At 42.9% G+C, this 19,469-nt stretch carries 17 protein-coding genes; 4 read left to right on the forward strand and 13 right to left on the reverse strand.

The window, feature by feature from the left end; genetic code table 11:
* Positions 1 to 102: 102 nt before the first annotated feature.
* The 4 genes from ACTQ50_RS06720 to ACTQ50_RS06735 form a co-directional block, all read right to left on the reverse strand.
* Positions 103 to 381 (reverse strand): hypothetical protein, encoded by a 279-nt coding sequence (locus ACTQ50_RS06720; RefSeq protein ID WP_441483540.1) that lies wholly within the window; start codon positions 379 to 381, stop codon positions 103 to 105.
* Complete coding sequence (locus ACTQ50_RS06725; RefSeq protein WP_441483541.1) at positions 362 to 1,342, reverse strand: U32 family peptidase; 981 nt, start codon at positions 1,340 to 1,342, stop codon at positions 362 to 364. Before ACTQ50_RS06725 ends, ACTQ50_RS06720 begins: the two co-directional genes overlap by 20 nt.
* Positions 1,343 to 1,361: 19 nt before the next feature.
* Positions 1,362 to 2,228, reverse strand: a complete 867-nt coding sequence (locus tag ACTQ50_RS06730; protein WP_441483542.1) for a hypothetical protein — start codon at positions 2,226 to 2,228, stop codon at positions 1,362 to 1,364.
* Positions 2,229 to 2,525: 297 nt separating this feature from the next.
* Entirely contained in the window at positions 2,526 to 2,744 is a 219-nt protein-coding gene (locus ACTQ50_RS06735; RefSeq protein WP_441483543.1) for a hypothetical protein, read from the reverse strand.
* A gap of 104 nt (positions 2,745 to 2,848) precedes the next feature.
* On the opposite strand from ACTQ50_RS06735, the gene ACTQ50_RS06740 reads away from it, so the two are divergent.
* The gene (locus tag ACTQ50_RS06740) at positions 2,849 to 3,127 is read left to right on the forward strand and encodes a helix-turn-helix domain-containing protein (protein WP_295306968.1); all 279 of its coding nucleotides are present in this window, start codon (positions 2,849 to 2,851) and stop codon (positions 3,125 to 3,127) included.
* Positions 3,128 to 3,392: 265 nt separating this feature from the next.
* On the opposite strand, the gene ACTQ50_RS06745 is transcribed toward ACTQ50_RS06740, so the two are convergent.
* The 4 genes from ACTQ50_RS06745 to gap form a co-directional block, all read right to left on the reverse strand.
* Positions 3,393 to 5,201: a Na/Pi cotransporter family protein gene (locus tag ACTQ50_RS06745; protein WP_441483544.1), complete on the reverse strand. Its 1,809-nt coding sequence runs from the start codon at positions 5,199 to 5,201 to the stop codon at positions 3,393 to 3,395.
* A 432-nt stretch (positions 5,202 to 5,633) separates the two neighbouring features.
* Positions 5,634 to 6,386, reverse strand: coding sequence for a triose-phosphate isomerase (gene tpiA / locus ACTQ50_RS06750; RefSeq protein WP_441483545.1), 753 nt, complete (start codon positions 6,384 to 6,386; stop codon positions 5,634 to 5,636).
* 34 nt (positions 6,387 to 6,420) lie between these two features.
* Positions 6,421 to 7,614, reverse strand: a complete 1,194-nt coding sequence (locus tag ACTQ50_RS06755) for a phosphoglycerate kinase (protein ID WP_441483546.1) — start codon at positions 7,612 to 7,614, stop codon at positions 6,421 to 6,423.
* A gap of 144 nt (positions 7,615 to 7,758) precedes the next feature.
* Complete coding sequence (gene gap / locus ACTQ50_RS06760; protein ID WP_117851616.1) at positions 7,759 to 8,778, reverse strand: type I glyceraldehyde-3-phosphate dehydrogenase; 1,020 nt, start codon at positions 8,776 to 8,778, stop codon at positions 7,759 to 7,761.
* A 365-nt stretch (positions 8,779 to 9,143) separates the two neighbouring features.
* Here gap and ACTQ50_RS06765 point away from each other — a divergent pair, with 365 nt between their 5' ends.
* Positions 9,144 to 9,977 carry a histidinol-phosphatase HisJ family protein gene (locus ACTQ50_RS06765; protein WP_441483547.1) on the forward strand — a complete coding sequence of 278 codons (834 nt, stop codon included), beginning with the start codon at positions 9,144 to 9,146 and terminating at the stop codon, positions 9,975 to 9,977.
* A gap of 144 nt (positions 9,978 to 10,121) precedes the next feature.
* On the opposite strand, the gene ACTQ50_RS06770 is transcribed toward ACTQ50_RS06765, so the two are convergent.
* From ACTQ50_RS06770 to nifS, 3 genes are all read right to left on the reverse strand, one after another.
* The gene (locus ACTQ50_RS06770; RefSeq protein WP_441483548.1) at positions 10,122 to 12,713 is read right to left on the reverse strand and encodes a cation-translocating P-type ATPase; all 2,592 of its coding nucleotides are present in this window, start codon (positions 12,711 to 12,713) and stop codon (positions 10,122 to 10,124) included.
* Positions 12,714 to 12,922: 209 nt separating this feature from the next.
* The gene (gene nifU / locus ACTQ50_RS06775) at positions 12,923 to 13,369 is read right to left on the reverse strand and encodes a Fe-S cluster assembly scaffold protein NifU (RefSeq protein WP_226819099.1); all 447 of its coding nucleotides are present in this window, start codon (positions 13,367 to 13,369) and stop codon (positions 12,923 to 12,925) included.
* A 185-nt stretch (positions 13,370 to 13,554) separates the two neighbouring features.
* A complete protein-coding gene (gene nifS / locus ACTQ50_RS06780) occupies positions 13,555 to 14,736 on the reverse strand; it encodes a cysteine desulfurase NifS (protein ID WP_441483549.1) in 1,182 nt (393 codons plus the stop codon).
* Positions 14,737 to 14,978: 242 nt separating this feature from the next.
* Between nifS and ACTQ50_RS06785 the strand changes: the two genes are divergently transcribed.
* Entirely contained in the window at positions 14,979 to 16,304 is a 1,326-nt protein-coding gene (locus ACTQ50_RS06785) for an MATE family efflux transporter (RefSeq protein ID WP_441483550.1), read from the forward strand.
* A gap of 91 nt (positions 16,305 to 16,395) precedes the next feature.
* Positions 16,396 to 17,427: a 3-deoxy-7-phosphoheptulonate synthase gene (locus ACTQ50_RS06790; protein ID WP_441483551.1), complete on the forward strand. Its 1,032-nt coding sequence runs from the start codon at positions 16,396 to 16,398 to the stop codon at positions 17,425 to 17,427.
* A gap of 146 nt (positions 17,428 to 17,573) precedes the next feature.
* Here the strand turns inward: ACTQ50_RS06790 and xerD are convergent, their stop codons facing one another.
* Together xerD and ACTQ50_RS06800 are read right to left on the reverse strand one after the other, a co-directional pair.
* A complete protein-coding gene (xerD, locus tag ACTQ50_RS06795) occupies positions 17,574 to 18,455 on the reverse strand; it encodes a site-specific tyrosine recombinase XerD (protein ID WP_441483552.1) in 882 nt (293 codons plus the stop codon).
* A 277-nt stretch (positions 18,456 to 18,732) separates the two neighbouring features.
* The gene (locus ACTQ50_RS06800) at positions 18,733 to 19,350 is read right to left on the reverse strand and encodes a stage II sporulation protein M (protein WP_441483553.1); all 618 of its coding nucleotides are present in this window, start codon (positions 19,348 to 19,350) and stop codon (positions 18,733 to 18,735) included.
* Positions 19,351 to 19,469: the final 119 nt, after the last annotated feature.

Consider the following 19,469-nt stretch of genomic DNA (forward strand, 5'->3'; position numbering starts at 1 on the left):
AGAAAAATGTCCGCCAGAAATTTAAATAAAAGTCTCTGGCGGACAGAAATTCCGTCTGATTCCGGGCAAAAAATACCGGATGGTTTTGGACAAAACCGGTTGTCAGTAACATCCAATATCAAAGCGCCTGCAGATTCCATTTTTTGTATCAACAATCTGCGTAAGCGTTCTTATCATATGTTCTGTATTTAGTTTTTCTATAATTGGATGTAATTCTTTTCTACTATATTTATCCTTATAATATACCTTAACTTCAATCTCTTCTTTTTCTGAAGATAAATTGATCCCTAAATATTCAATATCTTCTTTCTTATTTTCAATTCCTTCATTCTGATAGAATTTCCAATAATCCTGTTCTAATTTATCCTCGTCCTGTTCCATATTTCTTCACCATATCCGTACAATAATAACAGTTCTTATACTCAATGCACCATTTTCCATTTTCCGGACGAATAACTCTTTGCAAATACTCTTCGTTATTCTTACAACTTTCAGCAATAATAATATTTTGTTTTGTAAGTAAAATGTCTTCCAAGATTTTTTGTTCATTTGCTGCGCGACCTACAATTTTCACCGAATCAGCACAATCTTTCAACTGATAAATTGCACACTGTGCACAGGCATGAGAAAATAATTTATTATACTGATGATTCTGTTTTTGTAAGCACATTTGTTCTTTGCCTGTCAATGCAGCACCATTCACTTGATAAAACTCTGGAACTGCTTTTCTGCAATAGTCACATAATGCCCCCACCTCTGTTCCATGAAGCCCTAGACAATTTCCATCCGAAAACTTGCATCCGGAATTTGATAAAAACACTTCATATTCTACCTCTGGAACATTTTCTTTTATTTCACGAATTTCTTCTATCGTGATATCCCTTGGAAAAATAATCCTCTCGCATCCTAATTCTTTCATTAATTGTGCAGAATATTGGTTACGAATGTTTGCACATGAACTAATCGTTACTGCAAGTCCCATTTCATTTAACGTTTTCATTAAAGAAATATCGCTAATGATCACTTTTTCTCCACCTATACTTTTATAATCAGCCAGAAGCTGTTGTAAAATCGGCATCTGCTCTTCAACAATACGAATTGCATTGACCGTCAGATAAAATGGGGTACTGTAATCAAAAGATAACTGTACCATCTTTTCCATTTCCTTCCAATCTGTGCAATTTGCCTTCTCTGCATAACTTCCACGACGATTATATTCAATATACTTTCCATATTCATGATACCAACGTTCATCTAGAATACCGCCATAAAATTCTTCTGCACCTGCTTCTTTATATTTCTGTAAATCTTCTGTTGATTTTACTGGTGCTATAATCTTCATTCCATTGGTCCTCATACATCTATTTCAAATGAATCCGTTCTGAATACACAAACCTGCAACAGCCTTCTATACATTCTTCTGGACACTTTACTTGTCTTCCTAACATTACATTTCCCGTTTTATAAAATTCATTTCTTTTCGGAGCAGAAATTTTCTGTTCATATAAACAACATTCTGCACCACATAGCTGATGCAGCACAAAGCACCCTTTTTCCTCATGATTCACATTTGCATATTCGCAATAAGGAGAATACGACAAAAAGATATCCGGATAATGGACTCGGTATTCCAAATGTTGATCTGTCAGTTTAAGCATTCCATCTGGAAATGTATCAACTTCAGCACCACATATCATATATTTTTCTTCTAAAATTCTGCAAATACTTTTCATACTTTCTGTCGGTTGGAGAATTTCAAAATTTTTTGCCACTTCCGGTATTTCTAAAATATTCTGTCTTGTTTCGCGAATTGCCTTCTCAAACAAGCGTCCCAACACAAAATTCTTCGTAATTCCAGCCTCCGCTAATAATGCAAACATGCCAAAATCATTCACAACCCATTCGCTGATCAAATTCAATTTCTTCAAACGTTCTATCCATTGCTTTACCATCGGTATACTTTTCTGATATACTGGTGGAAATACGAACGCTACTTTATATCCCCTTTTCACAGCTGTCTCAATCTTCTTTTCCATCTGCAAGATATCACATATCCTCATCATGTTCTCGCAAAATTCAAATCCCAAATAAATCCAACTGTAGGTTGCATTTTGTTTTCCCAAATGATAATTCTTTAACTCACAAATTCTTTTTTCAAATAATGCATATGATTCTAAAGTACCATTTCTTTCACATGCATTATATGCATATTCGTTTATCTTTAACATAGAAATTTCCTTTTTCTTATTTCTTTCAGTATCTTTATTCACCTATGCAATAAAACGAATATGAACTCCAATCATTTGTTTCGCCTGCTCTGATACAACAACCTTATATTTTTCTGACCTGTTCATACCTGATTTATAACATTTTCTTCAACAATTAAGGGATCTAATATCCATTACTCCAAGAATGCCTTCTTACTTTTAGTATTATAGTTTTATTATGTTATATTTGTCAATGCAAATTGTGGAGTTTAATAGTTAAATAAATAGAAATCATCTATGAAAACAATTGTCAAAGGCTCATCCTTTAATTTCTTTAAGCAGCTTTTTCAAACGGCGGATATAGTGAAACCCCAGGCAAAGGGTTACGGAAATAAGCACTGACAGCACGGCCGCCATGATCACATATGCCAATGCCCCAGCACCAGTGCCGGCTCCGGCTACCATACAGTAAAAAAGGCTCCCGGATAAAAAGAGTACAAAAACCGTGGAACCAGCTATTTTTAATGCTTTTCGCATGATCTATCCTCCCAGATAGGGTGTTTATAATCACCCTGTTATATTTTCAATTTTATACCCATAATAGAGATATGGCAAGAACAAAATGGACAGGAATTTGAACGATGATTAAATACGACAGATTCTGGGAGACCTTGAAAAAACGCCATATTTCACAATATTATCTTACCGAAAAGTGCGGAATTGATAAAAAGCTGCTGCATCGGCTTCGCAAAAACGAGAATGTAGAAACTTTCTCCTTAGACCGTATCTGCCGTGTCCTGAACTGTGATTTAGAAGACATTGTAGAATACGTCCCCGATGAACTTGCTGAAAATACAAATGCCAAGCGTGCCAGAAAAGAGGCTGCAGCGACTATCACCGAGCATCTTTCCGTAATGTAACGGCAGCTCAATCTCCCAAGAGATAAAATCATACATATTATATACGTATCAATCTTTGGTAAAACACGGTTTTATAGAAAAAGGTTGAAACATCATAGGATTTTTTATAGTTTGTTAGAGCATTTTGTTCTTATTGTTTTTCCATACACAAAATAACAAAACACCGTCAGACGATATTCCCTGCTTTATTCGGGAATTTTCATCTGACGGTGTTTTGGTTTCGTATTATTTGCTGCTGGCGCAGCGAGGTTTATTGCGTTCTAATTTATTCTACTTCTTCCGGCTCCATACTCAGCTTATGCTCTACTTCTGTGCCAATATCATACTTCTGTCTGTATTCCTTAAAATAGGTATAATACTCCAGGCTGTCGGTAGGGTAAATCTTGGAGTTATGAATATGGATATCGGTGGTCTCTTCTCCACTCTTCATCAGTGCTGTCATGGCACTTGCACAGTGGGAAGCAATACGTCCGAAGCTGTTCAGGATATCACTGAATACGGTTCCCTCTTCCAGACCACATTTGCCCTGGCTGAGACGCTCTGCATGGCGCATTTTCAACTCATCGCAAAGTCTGGTGATCACTACGCCAAGAGGTGCCACACGCTGTGCGGCTTCTTTGTCGTCGTTCATGAAGGCGTTGCAGGTCACATTGATCTCCTCACGGACTGCATCCATGACTACGTTCAGCTCATCCCATGCTGTCTGGGAGAAGGTGGTGTGGTTGTCATGCATTTCATTGGACATATGTGCAATGTAGGAAGCGTGATCGCCAATTCGCTCAAAGTCATTGATGGTGTGCAGATAAAGGGATGTCTGACGTGTCTGGGCTGTATTCATCTCACGTTTGGTGAGCTGGATCAGATACTCGCCAAGACGGCTCTCGTACTTGTCGATCAGGTCTTCTTTACGCTGCACCTTGTCATATTTGTCCTGCTGATAATCATTCAGAAGGTTCATGGCTCTGTTTACATTCTTACGAAGCTTCTTTGCCATACCGTTCATAGCACGATGGCACTGTCCGATTGCAAGTGCAGGATAGTTCAGAAGACGCTCTTCCAGAAGATCGAAGTCTGCCTCGTCCTCCAGTTCTTCTGCGCTGTCCTTGACCAGATAGCATACCAACTTCTCTATCTTAGGAATGAATGGGAAAAGTACCACTACAGTAGCAACACGGAAAATGGTGTTCAAAAATGCAATTGATACCGGGCTCATGATCATATCCATAAATCCAAAATGGATAAAAGCATTCAATGTATAGAATACAACTGACCACAGAATCAAACCAAATAAGTCGTTCAAAAGGTATACAAGAGCTGTTCTTTTACCATTTTTATTTGCTCCAATTGCAGAGATCAGTACTGGACAGGCTGCACCAACACCGATACCAAGAACGATCGGGAATGCGCTGGCAAAGGTAAGGATTCCGGTTACGGAAAGAGCCTGCAGCACACCAACTGTAGCAGATGCACTCTGAAGCACTGCTGTAAATGCAATACCTACCAGAATACCTGCAATAGGGTTGGAGAACATTGTCAGCATATCAATAAATACCGGGCTCTCACGAAGAGGGGAAACAGCTCCACTCATCATCTGCATACCATTCATCAAAATAGCAAAACCCAGCATGATGTTACCGATATTTCTGTGTACAGATCTCTTACAGAACATACGGAGCACAATACCGATCACAGCAACTACTGCTGAAATAGTGGCTGTAGAAAGAATACTTGCAATTCCACCGGAGCCCTGGATATAAGACAGACACAAGATCCATCCTGTAATACTGGTTCCGATATTTGCACCCATGATAATACCAATTGCCTGTTTCAGCTTCATCATACCGGAGTTAACAAAACCGATCACCATAACGGTAGTGGCGGATGATGACTGAATTACACTGGTAACACCTGTTCCAAGTGCTACACCTTTCAGCGGGGTATTGGTCATTTTGTAAAGGAATGCTTCCAGCTTATTGCCGGCAACGGACTTCAGTCCGTCTCCCATAAGAGACATTCCAAACAGGAAAAATGACACTCCGCACAGCAAAGATAAAACCATTGAAAAAATTGCCATGTTTTAATCCTCTGTCGTCGTTTCCCTCTGCCAATTCTGCAGGGGCGACCTTTCTTCTCAAAGTATTTTCTTTTTGTTAACGTGGATTTTTCTCAATTTTTACATATCCTTAACTATTATGCCATAATCATAGGCCGATTACAATATTGGATTAATTTCTAATCGTAATTTTTTGTGGTGCAAAAATTCCACTTTTATGTATAATCTGACGAAATTTTGCTTTCGAAAATAAAGTTCCAAAAGCACTGTCCAATAAGTGTCACAGTGGATCTACAAAATTTCCACATTTTATTTTTGCCATAAATGTATAACAAAAACGCCACGAAAAGAAAACTAAAACTTTTATGGTTTCATTTTCTCTTTCGTGGCGTTTTCAACGCTTGGACACTTAGCAGAATGTATAGATCCTGCTATTTTTTATTCAAAATTTAATTATTTGTTATAGTTTACGATATCACCGAACTCTGGTTTCAGAGATGCGCCGCCTACCAGACCGCCGTCGATGTCTGCCTGAGCGAATAACTCTGGTGCAGTCTTAGCGTTTACAGATCCGCCGTACTGGATACGGATTGCTGCTGCAGTTGCCTCATCGTAGATTTCTGCGATGCAGGCACGGATTCCCTGGCAAACTTCCTGAGCCTGCTCAGTTGTAGCTGTTTTGCCGGTTCCGATAGCCCAGATTGGCTCGTAAGCGATAACGGCTGTTTTAGCCTGATCAGCTGTAACGTTCTGGAAACCAACTTTAACCTGCTGACGGATGAAGTCCATAGTTACGCCCTGCTCTCTCTGAGCAAGAGTCTCACCACAGCACATGATTGGAGTGATGCCGTGCTCGAATGCTTTGAGCATTTTCTTGTTTACGGTCTCACTTGTCTCAGCGAAGTACTCTCTTCTCTCGGAATGTCCGAGAACTACATATTTAACACCAGCGTCTGTAAGCATGTTCGGGGAAATCTCGCCTGTGAAAGCACCTTTCTCCTCGAAGTACATGTTCTCAGCACCTACCTGGATGTTGGAGCCTTTTGCAGCCTCAATTACTGGAAGGATGTCGATAGCCGGTACGCAGAATACTACGTCAACGTCATCGTTTGCTACTAATGGTTTTAAGGTTTCTACTAATTTAACTGCCTCACTTGGAGTCATGTTCATTTTCCAGTTTCCGGCAATGATTTTCTTTCTAGACATTATATATCTCCTTTTGCACTCATTAAGTGCCTTATTATTTATCGTTAGCTGCTGCTACACCTGGTAACTCTTTTCCTTCCAGGAACTCAAGAGAAGCACCGCCACCTGTGGAGATGTGGGTCATCTTGTCGCCATAGCCAAGGATATTTACTGCTGCTGCGGAATCACCACCACCGATGATAGTTGTAGCGTCTGTATCAGCAAGAGCCTTAGCAACAGCCTCTGTACCATGAGCGAAGTTCGGCATCTCGAAGCAGCCCATCGGTCCGTTCCAAACAACTGTCTTAGCATCTTTTACAGCGTCAGAGAAAAGCTTCTCTGTCTCTGGTCCGATGTCCATTCCTTCCCAGCCATCCGGAATCTCGCCACGTTTTACAACCTGGATGTTGCAGTCGTTGGAGAAGTCATCTCCGATTCTGTTATCTACAGGAAGAAGAAGCTTAACGCCTTTATCTTCTGCTTTCTTCATCATGTCTAATGCATACTGAAGATAATCATCCTCGCAAAGGGATCTTCCGATATGTCCGCCCATAGCCTTGGAGAATGTGTAGGACATTCCACCACCGATGATCAGGGTATCTACCTTGTCAAGAAGGTTGTTGATAACAGAGATCTTGCTGGAAACCTTAGCACCGCCAAGGATAGCTACGAATGGTCTATCAGGATTGTTTACAGCATTTCCGAGGAAATCGATTTCTTTCTGCATCAGATATCCAACAACAGCTGTATCTACATATTTGGTAACACCAACGTTAGAGCAGTGTGCTCTGTGAGCGGTACCAAATGCATCGTTTACAAATACATCGCAAAGAGAAGCAAGTTCCTTGCTGAATTCATCACCGTTCTTAGTCTCTTCTGCACGGTAACGTGTATTCTCAAGAAGAATAACATCTCCGTCTTTCATCTCTGCTACTGCAGCTTTTGCGTTTGGTCCTACTACTTCTGGATCAGCAGCGAATTTAACTTCCTGTCCGAGAAGCTCTGTGAGACGTTTTGCAACAGGTGCAAGAGATAACTCAGGCTTCGGCTCTCCCTTCGGTTTGCCAAGGTGGGAGCAAAGGATAATCTTTCCACCATCTGCGATCAGCTTCTTGATTGTAGGAAGAGCTGCTACCAGACGGTTCTCATCTGTAATTTTGCCGTCCTGCAGAGGTACATTGAAGTCGCATCTTACGAGGACTTTTTTGCCTTTTACGTTGATGTCATCAACAGATTTCTTATTCAGCATCTTGTTATGCCTCCTTATAAATTTAACTTTTTATACAGACAAAAGGGTCCGGTCCTATTCAGACCGGACCCTTCTCTGAGTCTTATTCATATGCCGTCAGATCAATCAGACTGCCAGCATCCGAAAACCCTACTCTGCTATTAATTAAGCGTTAAGCAGTTTACCAAAGTGTTTGATTGTACGAACCATCTGGCTTGTGTAGGAGTTCTCATTGTCATACCATGAAACAACCTGAACCTCTGTTGTGCCATTCTCAAGTGGAAGAACCATTGTCTGAGTAGCATCGAACAGGGAACCAAATCTCATACCAACGATATCGCTGGATACGATCTCATCCTCGTTGTATCCGAAGGACTCGTTAGAAGCTGCTTTCATAGCTGCGTTGATCTGCTCTTTTGTAACATTTCCTTCAACAACTGCTGTAAGGATTGTAGTAGAACCTGTTGGGGTTGGAACACGCTGTGCGGAACCGATCAGTTTGCCGTTCAGTTCTGGGATAACAAGACCGATTGCTTTAGCAGCACCTGTGCTGTTCGGAACGATGTTAACTGCAGCTGCACGGGATCTTCTCAGATCGCCTTTTCTCTGCGGTCCGTCAAGTGTCATCTGATCGCCTGTGTAAGCGTGGATTGTGCACATGATACCGGATTTGATTGCAGCAAGGTCATTAAGTGCTTTAGCCATTGGAGCTAAGCAGTTTGTTGTACAGGAAGCTGCGGAAATGATGTGATCCTCTTTTGTAAGAGTCTCATGGTTTACATTGTAAACGATTGTCTTAAGGTCGTTTCCAGCCGGAGCGGAAATGATAACGTGTTTAGCACCTGCATCGATATGAGCCTGAGCTTTGTCTTTGGATGTATAGAATCCAGTACACTCAAGAACTACGTCTACACCGATCTCTCCCCATGGAAGCTCAGCAGCGTTAGCTTTTGCATAAATTTTGATTTCTTTTCCGTCAACTGTGATGGAATCCTCGCCAGCTACAACTGTATCTGCAAGAGCATATCTTCCCTGAGTTGAGTCATATTTTAATAAGTGAGCGAGCATTTTAGGAGATGTTAAGTCGTTGATAGCAACGATCTCAAATCCTTCTGCACCGAACATCTGACGGAATGCAAGACGACCAATACGTCCAAAACCATTAATTGCAACTTTTACTGCCATGATAAATTCCTCCTATGAAAAATGGTAAAAATTATGTGAGTGCTTCATTCTTTGTGAAAGAAACATCAACCTATAGCGTATTGTACCTAATTCTGAACAAAAATTCAACCCCATTTTCAAAAAAATAACAGGCAAATTGCCACAAATATCCTCTGATATGATATACTGCTCTCAAATGAGACAGCTAAGTCCCTTTTATGACACAGTGGCAGCATTCATGTGCGTTTTTTCCTGTCTTTTTCGTGCAAGAAGAAATTTTTCACGTGTTCCTTCGCTGTACACTCATCTATAAAATATATCTTTATATTTACAGAAAATATATTTTGAGAATATTTCTCTTAGTTATAATTTATAAGGAGGTTATTATGAAAATACTTTCCAACTCCCCCGAAGTTTTGTGGGACTGCCACATGCATTCTGAATTTTCCGCAGATTCCGGCACTCCCACAGAAGATATGATCCGTCAGTCCATAGCTTGCGGTCTCAAAGGTATCTGTTTTACAGAACATCTGGATCCAGACTATCCGCCAACTCCGGATAACCTGGAATTTTCCCTGGATCTTCCCGCCTATTACTCCCGGCTTATGGAACTGAAGGAAGCCTACAAGGATCAGATTGTCATCCATTTCGGTATTGAGATTGGCTTGCAGCTTCACCTTGGACAATATTTTCACAATCTTTTGAAGGAATATCCTTTCGATTTCGTGATTGGCTCTTCACATGTGGTTCACGGCGCTGACCCCTACTATCCCGAATTTTTCCAGGGCAGGGACGAGGAACAGGCATACCTTGAATATTTCCAATCCATTCTAGAGAATCTGGATGCCTTCCATGAAATGGACACTTATGGACATCTGGATTATATCGTCCGCTATGGTCCGAATAAAAACCAGTTCTATTCTTATGAAAAATACCAGGATATTCTGGATGCGATTTTGAAAAAGCTGGTGGACACAAATGTGGGACTTGAGGTCAACACCGGCGGCTATCACTACGGTCTTGGAGAACCCAACCCGTGTACGGATATCATTCGACGATATAAAGAACTGGGAGGTGAAATCATCACCATCGGTGCGGATGCACATACACCAGATAAAATCGGCTACTCTTTTAACAAGGCTGCACAGGTTCTGAAAGAATGTGGATTTGAATATTATACGGTATTTAAAGAGCGAAAACCAAACTTTATGAAACTATGACAAAATTAGAACGCACTCCGCAACTTCTGCTCCATATTTCAGTAAATGCCAAGAGTTCTCCTCCCCCCAGCTTGCCCATCATGTAAAAAAATACTCCATCGCCAGAATCACCTGACGATGGAGCATTTTTTTCTTTTTATAGTACTATTTCTGCACTTTTTCCAAAAACAAAGCAATAAGCCCTTTCTTTTCCCTCTCATGTGCCTTGTCGTACAGGGATCTGCACCATTCGGTGATAACTTCAATCACCACTGGGGAGAAGGTCATCAGGATAAATACCAGGATGATCATTCCAAACTCCAGGGAACCAAGTGCCAGCAGGTTCTGTACGCATACAGCTGCAAAGAAGAAAATGAACTGCATGCCGTAAATAATGGTCTTCCGGTACTTGCTCAGAGGCGCATATACGGTCTTCAAAGCTGCCATGTAGTTCCATCCGGTTACCAGGAAACAGGCGGTACTCAGCATTACATTACTGTGGTAAACGTTCTGGCAGACCAGCATAATGGTAAATACACATCCCGTGATGGTAACTGCTGCCGGAAATGCATTCATAAATACATACCGTAAGAAACCGCTTTCGATCTTGTTAAAGTTGTTTTCCTGGGCAAGCAGGAAGGTTGGGATACCCACTGCGCAGGCGCTGATCAGGGACATCTGGATCGGCTCGAATGGATAGCTCTCGCCCCAGAAAATGGTAATCAGGCAAAGCAGCGCAGAAAAAATAGTTTTGATCAGGAACATGGATGCTGCAGTACGGATGTTGTTTACTACGCGGCGTCCCTGGTTCACAATCTCCGGCATAGCTGCAAAATTGGAATCCATGAGCACTACATTCGCAATATTCTTGGCCGCATCGCTTCCCTCTGCCATAACCACACTGCAGTCAGCCTCTTTCAGCGCCAGAACGTCATTTACACCGTCACCAGTCATTGCAACTGTGTGTTTCTGCTTCTGAAGAGCGAGCACCATCTCTTTCTTTTGCTGCGGGGTTACACGGCCAAATACGGAACACTCTGCGACGGCACGCTCCATATCCTCCGGTGTGGTAATGGTGGTGGCATCAATATATTTATCTGCCTTTTCCAGGCCTGCCTTTTTCGCAATGGCAGAAACGGTCACCGGATCATCACCGGAGATCACTTTCAGGTCTACGCCCTGGTCCTTGAAAAATGCCAGCGTCTCAGGTGCATTGTCCCGGATAATATCGGTAAGCATAAATAAGGCAACTGGTTTCAGGCCTTCTGGAAGTTCATTTTCCTGGTTCAGATTGGGGCTGTGAGCCAGTACCAGAACACGCAGGCCTTCTTTTCCATAGGCAGCGCACTGCCCTATCAGGTCCTCATTTCCATCTGGGAAAAGGAACTGGGCTGCACCCATCAGGTAGGTTCCCTCTTCTTTAAAGGCCACACCGCTGTATTTGCGGTCTGAGGAAAACGGAATGCAGTGGTCTACCGGCATGTCCGTTCGTCTGGAAAAACGCTTGTGAAGGGCATCTGCGGTGGCGTTCTTGTCCTTTAAAACGGACATCATATTTGCCATGACGCGCTCGATCTCGCCCATGGTCAGTTCTGGCTGGGCACTGCTGATGGCTAAGTCAGTTTCAGTATTCCTCTGAACTGTTCCCTCTAATGTTTCCATGCCAGACTCCGTCGGTAATCCTGTTGCAGCTGCTGTTCCAGACTTCACTTCCGCAGCAGCCAGTTCTGGCTCTACAGTCCCATTTATGGTACTTTCATTTTCACTCTCATTCGCCCCATCTGGAGCCTTGATCTCCATCCCTTCCACATAGGGCTGTACCTGCTCCACACACATGGTTCCGGCAGTGATGGTTCCGGTCTTATCCAGACAAAGAGTATCTACTCTTGCCAGAGTTTCAATACAATACAGCTCCTGCACCAGAGTATTCTTCCTTGTCAGCGCCAGCGCACCAAGAGTCAGCGCCACACTGGTAAGAAGCACCAGCCCCTCAGGGATCATTCCCAGAACAGCTGCTACCATATTCACAACTGCATCCCGGATTCCATTTCCTGCAATGTAATACTGCTTGTAAAACAGCAGCATTCCCATAGGAACGATAATCACACTGATGGTCTTTAAAATCGCGTTCAGAGAGTTTCGAAGTTCTGAATTATGACGCTTAAATTCCTTGGCCTCACTGGTGATCTGGGATGCGTAATTGTCCTTGCCAACGTGGATCACCTGGCAGCATGCCTCACCAGATGTGACAAAGCTTCCGGAAAAAAGCTCGTCTCCTTCATTTTTCTGAAGGTTATCGGATTCACCGGTCAAAAGGGATTCATTGACTTCAATGCTGCCCTCCAGCACCTTGGCATCTGCCGGCACCTGATCTCCTGTTTTCAGAAAAAGGATGTCATCCAGCACCAGTTTCTCCGTGGAAATGGTCCATTTTTTCCCCTCACGCAAGACCACAGCCTTGCTCTCCGTGAGGATGGCCAGCTTATCCAGAGTTTTTTTCGCCCGGACCTCCTGGATGATTCCGATCACCGTGTTGATCACAATAATTCCCATAAACATGGAATTCTTATAGGAACCAACCAGCAGCACCATGATCATAAGAGCCAGGTTCAGAAAGTTGAAAAATGTAAGCACATTTTCCCTTACGATCTGCTTATAGCTCCTCGTATTGGGGTTCTCATTGGCGTTGACCTTCCCCTCTTCAATTCTTTGTTGTACCTGTTCGTTTGTCAGTCCTGTCATCGTTACTTCCTTCATTCTTATGTTTTCTTTAAGGATGTTTCAGTTTTACTCTTTTTGCTTTCCCGTTATATGAAAATCAGGGCAGATGATAACATCCGCCCTGATGAATTCACTTTACGGTCTGCCTCATCTTTACCACCTATTTATCTGTAACGAAATAAATCTGCTTAAGGATTCGGTTTCCTGTAAAAAATATTATTCTTTTGAAATATCGATGACGACAATTAGTACTCTTCTTCCTCTGCCTCTTCACCCTCATGGATGTCAGACTTCGGTTTCTTCAGACCTTCGATCTCAATGTGATGCTTCTGTGCGTAATCCCACAGTGCAGCATGTACAGCCTCCTCAGCAAGAAGAGAACAGTGTACTTTCACTGGCGGAAGTCCATCAAGAGCCTCCATAACAGCCTTGTTGGTAAGCTTCATAGCTTCCTCGATGGTCTTACCTTTTACCATCTCAGTAGCCATACTGCTGGTTGCAACTGCAGCACCGCAGCCGAAGGTTTTGAATTTACAGTCTTTGATAATATGTGTCTCATCATCGATATCCAGGAAAATTCTCATAATATCGCCGCATTTGGCATTTCCTACTGTACCGACACCGCTTGCATTCTCTATTTCCCCAACATTACGTGGATGCTGGAAATGATCCATTACTTTCTCACTATACATCTTTTTTTCCTCCTGGCAAGTGTTTTAATCAAATTTTTTGTTTTTTTTACTATTCAGTAGGTACTATTCCGCGAGGTGTTTTTTGTGAACGTAGTTCACAGAAAACCCGAGAATCTCGGCGTGAAATCATGCAAAGCATGATTTCTGTGCATCGCGAAGCGTGTAACTGTGAAGGTACTGAACAGTTACTGTTTTTTAATAAAATCTTCATATAATGGAGACATTGATCGCAGATATGCTACGATTTCTTTCAGCTTATCTACTACGAAATCAGCATCTTCCATGGTAGTCTCCTCGCTTAAGGTCATACGCAGGGAACCATGTGCGATCTCATGAGGAAGTCCGATTGCCAGAAGCACATGGGACGGATCCAGGGAACCTGATGTACAGGCGGAACCGCTGGATGCACAGACACCATAGTTGTCAAGCATAAGCAGCATGGACTCTCCTTCGATAAACTGGAAGCTTACGTTTACGTTGTTTGGAAGACGTTTGGTACGGTCACCATTTAATTTCACATATGGGATCTCAGCCAGGATTCTCTCGATAAAATGATCTCTCACCTGGATTTCTTTGGCAGTACGCTCTTCCATGGTGCGGATTGCACGCTCTGCTGCTACACCATAGCCTACGATTCCCGGAACATTCTCTGTACCTGCACGACGCTTTCTCTCCTGAGCTCCGCCGTGTACGAAGGAACGGATCTTAACGCCCTTGCGGATATAAAGGAATCCGATTCCCTTCGGTCCGTTCAGCTTATGTCCGCTGGAGCTGAGCATATCGATTCCTAACTCATCTACATTAATCGGCACCTGTCCAAAAGCCTGTACTGCATCTGTGTGGAAAAGGATGCCATGCTCTTTGGCAATTGCACCAATCTCCTTGATCGGCTGGATGGATCCGATCTCATTGTTTGCAAACATAACGGAAATCAGGATGGTCTCCGGTGTGATGGCTTTCTCAAGCTCGTCAAGCTTCACAATACCATTCTCATCTACATCCAGGTAGGTGATCTTTGCTCCGCGCTCTTTCTCCAGATATTCACAGGTGTGAAGGATCGCATGATGCTCGATCTTGGTGGTGATGATGTGGTTTCCTTTGGATTTATATGCTTCAAAAGTGGCTTTCAGTGCCCAGTTATCAGCCTCTGAGCCGCCAGCTGTGAAATAGATTTCTTCTTTCTTGGCACCAAGTGCATCTGCGATCTGGCCTCTTGCCTTGCTGACGCCCTCTTTACTCTTGGATGCGAAATCATAAATGCTGGATGGATTTCCATACATTTCGGTAAAATAAGGAAGCATTGCTTCTACTACTTCCGGAGCGGTCTTGGTGGTTGCCGCATTATCCAGATATATCATTTTTCCCATTTTTCTTCCTCCTGGTTTATTGGTATCAATTCGATATGAAAGACTCCCGGGAAAGGGTTGTTTCATCTATCTCCTTAGGTACTTTTCTATTTCCTAGTAAATTGCTTGGATTTCTATCCCACTTTACCAGATAATAACAGTTCTGTCAAGGCACATTTACAGCATAAACTAACTAAAAAGACGGAGTGGTTATGGACCTGTATGGTGACTGCTTCAAGCCATAACCAGATAGGCGGATTCTTATGTCTGACAGACTTTTCATCAAAGGGACCCTGATCCTTACTCTCACTGGCCTTGCCAGCCGCCTTATGGGTTTCTTCTATAGAATATTCTTATCTCACACCATTGGTGCACAGGGCGTAGGGATTTACCAGCTCACCCTTCCGGTTCACGGGATCGTACTGGCTGCCTGCTGTATGGGGATTCAGGCAGCCATTTCCAGACTGTGTGCCTCTTTTACTGCCCTTGGGAAAGAAAAAGAATCCAGGTATGCGCTGCTTCTTGGAACCTTTTTTTCGGTGGCGCTTTGCGGACTCTTCTCTTTCCTGGTCTATCGGAATGCAGATTTTGTAGCTTCTGCTTTGTTAAAAGAACCGCGTACGGGGATCCTGCTTCGTATTCTTTCCTTTAGCTTTCCCCTTTCTGCCTTGCATTCATGCATAAACAGCTTTTATTATGCCAGGAAAAAAACAGGGATTCCAGCTTTTATCCAGCTTCTTGAACAAAGCTCCAGGATTGGCAGCACTTATATGATCTACCTGATCCTGATTTCCCAGGAAAAAGAGATTACCCCTGTAATGGCTGCCGGAGGTGCCCTTTTTAGTGAGGTTGTGGCTGCGGCAGCCTGCCTGTTGGCGCTTGGACTTAATTTTTCCAGGGAAAACTACCGGCTTCTGGATGGACTGCTGAAACATTTCCATTCACTCACCAGGGAGATTACCCGGATTGCCGTCCCACACTCTGTGAACCGGCTGCTGCTCACTCTGCTCTCTGGCATTGAGATGGTTCTTATCCCCCAACGGCTGCTCCTGTCAGGAATGAACCAGGCGGATGCTCTGTCGGTGTACGGAATTTTCACCGGAATGGCGCTGCCGCTGATTCTTTTTCCAGCAACCATCACCAACTCTGCTTCTGTTATGCTGATGCCCTCTGTGGCTGGCTTACAGGCACTTGGCCACGAAAAAAGGATCCGTCATGTGATCCGCCGCACCTGTGAAACCTGCTTTTTATTTGGAGCTTTTTGTACCTTCTTTTTCTTTCTTTTTGGAAAATCACTGGGAAATTTTCTTTTTCACAGTGAGACTGCGGGAATCTACATAAGGACACTGGCTTTTATCTGTCCTTTTCTTTATACGAATACTGCATTGGAGAGTATATTAAACGGGCTTGGACGGCCGGATGCCTGCCTTTTTCATAATATTGCAGGTGTGTGCATCCGAATTGGATTTGTTTTCTTTTCCATTCCTTTGCTGGGGATCCGGGGGTATTTCTATGGAATGCTCCTTTCCCAGCTGATTCTCACTTTGCTTCATTTCATTTACCTAAATAGGATGGAATTATCCGAGTAATTTTCACGAAATTTGCCTATCGACATTTTTTCCATCATAGTCTATAATATTGAATCGAAAGCAAATTTTGCCGATAAAAGGAGAAAATACCATGGGATTTGAATTCATCAAAAAGCTTCCAACACCCGACGAGATCCGCAACCAATATCCCATTGATGCAAAGATCAAGGCACTGAAAGAGAAACGTGATCAGGAGATCCGTGACGTATTCACTGGAAAATCCGATAAATTTCTTGCAATCATTGGTCCCTGCTCTGCAGATAATGAAGATGCTGTATGCGACTATCTGCTGAGACTTCGCAAAGTTCAGAACAAGATCGCGGATAAAGTTTTAATCATTCCTCGCGTTTATACAAATAAACCGCGTACTACAGGTGAAGGTTATAAAGGAATGGTTCACCAGCCAGACCCGGAGAAAAAGCCAAACATGCTTGCCGGCCTTGTTGCAATCCGTAAAATGCACATTCGTGCTATCGAGGAGAGTGAATTTACCTGTGCAGACGAAATGCTCTACCCGGAGAACTGGCGTTACCTGTCCGATCTTCTTTCCTATGTTGCTGTAGGTGCGCGTTCTGTTGAGGACCAGCAGCACCGCCTGACAGTCAGCGGTATGGACGTACCAGCTGGAATGAAGAACCCAACAAGTGGTGACTTCAGCGTTATGCTGAACTCTGTTGTTGCAGCCCAGGGAAGCCACACCTTTATTTACAGAGGATGGGAAGTTGAGACTACTGGAAATGAGTTAACACATACCATTCTTCGTGGTGCTGTAAACAAACATGGAGAGGCAATTCCGAACTACCATTACGAAGATCTTCGTCTTCTTTTCGAGAAATATTCTGCTAAGAACCTGAAGAACATGGCTACCATCGTAGATACCAACCATTCCAACTCCAATAAGCAGTATGAGCAGCAGATCCGTATTGCCAAGGAAGTTCTTCACAGCCGTCAGGTTGATTCTGATGTACGAGGACTGGTAAAGGGTCTTATGATCGAGAGCTACATCGAGCCAGGCAACCAGAAGATCGGACCAAACCATATATATGGCAAATCCATTACAGATGCCTGCCTTGGATGGGAAGAATCTGAGAAGCTGCTGTATACAATTGCTGAGATGTGCTAACGATAGGATTGTCTTGATTTTACATTTTCAAGAAGTGATTTGTCTCCTGCATTCGTTCTTTGGAATGCAGGAGATTTTTTATACAAAAACTGCCCACGGATTTTAAACTCCATGGACAGTTGTGTTAGCATTTTATTCTTTCTTTTCTAGTGTCTCGGATGTGCCTTCATATACACATCTCTCATCCGGTTAATATTCATGCTTAAATACACCTGAGTAGTGGAAATATCAGAGTGTCCCAGCATCTCCTGGACGCTTCGGATATCCGCTCCATTCTGCAGCATATGGACTGCAAAGGAATGTCTTAAGGTATGGGGCGTAATATCTCTGTGGATTCCGGCATCCTGTGCATACCCCTTCAGCATTTTCCAGAATCCCTGGCGGCTCATGGCCTTGCCGGAGCAATTGGTGAACAAGGCATGCTCTGCATCGTCTTTCACAAATACCTTACGTCCTTCTTCCAGATAAAGGTTCAATGCCTCTTTACTTACATTTCCGATTGGAATAATACGCTCTTTGTTCTCCTGACATACCACATAGCCAAGCTGCAGGTTCACATCTGTAGTCTCCAGATGGATCAGTTCACTTACCCGCATACCAGTTGCATACAAAAGCTCTAACATGGCTTTATCCCGGATTCCCTTAGGGGTAGTCAGATCTGGCTGTTTCAGAAGGTCGTCCACCTCCTGAATGCTGAGGATCTCAGGAAGCTTCTTCTCAACCTTGGGTGATTTCAGATTGTCCGTAGGATTCTCCTGGATCTTCCGCAGTGCAAACATATGCTGAAAAAAAGCACGCATGGAAGCAACGCTTCTGGAAATCGTAGATGACGCGAAGTTCTCTTTTTCCATATAATCCATATATCCCAGGAGATCAAATTCACGGACGTCTGCCGCAGCAGTAATCCCCTTTGTTTCCAGATATGCGGACATTTTATTCAGATCACGCTGGTAGGAAACCTCTGTATTCTGGGATGTTTTTTTCGTATTATGTAGGTATTCTATAAACTCGCGTATTTCCTGTTCCATATTGTTTACTTCCTGTCTCTCTAGTTGTGGATTTCAATTCATGAGGCCCTGTACATTCGAATCTTCCGTTTTACGCCATATATTGTAAGGACGGGCTACCTCCCCACAATAACCATTTTTAAAATGTACCTGTATTATACTTTGTAATTAACATAAAATCAAATCTTTTTTTCCTTCTGAAATCGTATAAAAACAGGGCTTTTTCATCATTTTTACCAAATAAAGCAGATTTTATGGTAACCATCACTATATCTTGTAATTTTTCTGTTGTTTTCCCCTAAAAAAATTTCGAAAAATCCAGAATTTTGTTTAAAATCCACGGATTCACACGCCATTCCAGGAAAATTCCCACACCATACAACATTGTATACAGGAATACTTTCAGAAGATAATCACTCACCTTCCGGGGGAAAATGCCGTGGTTGCGCCAGATTCCCATAGACTCCCTGTAGATCATCTGATAAACCACATTCCATAATGGCAGATAGATCAGATAATGTGGAAAAAGAAGCGTAGCTGCAACCGCTCCGCCAGTGAGCCCAAACTGCAAAATGGACATGGAGAATACCATTCCCAATTCAAGCCCTGTAAAAAGCATTGCCCCCACTGCTATTGGAACCCCAAATACAGTGAAACCACATAACAGGGAAAGGAAAAAGAAGCTGCCTCGCATCCATATGATCTGCAGCAGATAATCGGTTCCCTCTACCCCTGTTTTTCCATAAGCAGTTAGTAGATAAATTGCGGAAAATGCCTGCTGCTTCCAGGAAAAACGATAAATAAAATTGGGAATCAACAGGCCTGCAAGGAACCCGGCCATCAGCAAGGCCAGTCCTGGAAAAGAGTTTTTTATTTTGGTACTGAGTACAGTTTCCATATATTCACCCTGTACCATTGTACGCTGGTTTGTTCCTGATTATGTTGGCATTTCATATGGCACAAGAAAGAATCCTGCTTTGCAGGATTCTCCGCCTGCGGCGGGTCGCCCTCGGCGACATCTACCTTTCCGCCGCA

The organism is Blautia sp. Sow4_E7 (assembly GCF_052116245.1).
Classification (GTDB): domain Bacteria; phylum Bacillota; class Clostridia; order Lachnospirales; family Lachnospiraceae; genus Blautia_A.

What these genes read in the sequence shown, in the direction of transcription:
- ACTQ50_RS06720 (WP_441483540.1), bottom strand. Translation starts at nt 381, where the DNA reads ATGGAACAGGACGAGGATAAATTAGAACAGGATTATTGGAAATTCTAT.
- ACTQ50_RS06725 (WP_441483541.1), bottom strand. Translation starts at nt 1,342, where the DNA reads ATGAAGATTATAGCACCAGTAAAATCAACAGAAGATTTACAGAAATAT.
- ACTQ50_RS06730 (WP_441483542.1), bottom strand. Translation starts at nt 2,228, where the DNA reads ATGTTAAAGATAAACGAATATGCATATAATGCATGTGAAAGAAATGGT.
- ACTQ50_RS06735 (WP_441483543.1), bottom strand. Translation starts at nt 2,744, where the DNA reads ATGCGAAAAGCATTAAAAATAGCTGGTTCCACGGTTTTTGTACTCTTT.
- ACTQ50_RS06740 (WP_295306968.1), top strand. Translation starts at nt 2,849, where the DNA reads ATGATTAAATACGACAGATTCTGGGAGACCTTGAAAAAACGCCATATT.
- ACTQ50_RS06745 (WP_441483544.1), bottom strand. Translation starts at nt 5,201, where the DNA reads ATGGCAATTTTTTCAATGGTTTTATCTTTGCTGTGCGGAGTGTCATTT.
- tpiA (WP_441483545.1), bottom strand. Translation starts at nt 6,386, where the DNA reads ATGTCTAGAAAGAAAATCATTGCCGGAAACTGGAAAATGAACATGACT.
- ACTQ50_RS06755 (WP_441483546.1), bottom strand. Translation starts at nt 7,614, where the DNA reads ATGCTGAATAAGAAATCTGTTGATGACATCAACGTAAAAGGCAAAAAA.
- gap (WP_117851616.1), bottom strand. Translation starts at nt 8,778, where the DNA reads ATGGCAGTAAAAGTTGCAATTAATGGTTTTGGACGTATTGGTCGTCTT.
- ACTQ50_RS06765 (WP_441483547.1), top strand. Translation starts at nt 9,144, where the DNA reads ATGAAAATACTTTCCAACTCCCCCGAAGTTTTGTGGGACTGCCACATG.
- ACTQ50_RS06770 (WP_441483548.1), bottom strand. Translation starts at nt 12,713, where the DNA reads ATGAAGGAAGTAACGATGACAGGACTGACAAACGAACAGGTACAACAA.
- nifU (WP_226819099.1), bottom strand. Translation starts at nt 13,369, where the DNA reads ATGTATAGTGAGAAAGTAATGGATCATTTCCAGCATCCACGTAATGTT.
- nifS (WP_441483549.1), bottom strand. Translation starts at nt 14,736, where the DNA reads ATGGGAAAAATGATATATCTGGATAATGCGGCAACCACCAAGACCGCT.
- ACTQ50_RS06785 (WP_441483550.1), top strand. Translation starts at nt 14,979, where the DNA reads ATGTCTGACAGACTTTTCATCAAAGGGACCCTGATCCTTACTCTCACT.
- ACTQ50_RS06790 (WP_441483551.1), top strand. Translation starts at nt 16,396, where the DNA reads ATGGGATTTGAATTCATCAAAAAGCTTCCAACACCCGACGAGATCCGC.
- xerD (WP_441483552.1), bottom strand. Translation starts at nt 18,455, where the DNA reads ATGGAACAGGAAATACGCGAGTTTATAGAATACCTACATAATACGAAA.
- ACTQ50_RS06800 (WP_441483553.1), bottom strand. Translation starts at nt 19,350, where the DNA reads ATGGTACAGGGTGAATATATGGAAACTGTACTCAGTACCAAAATAAAA.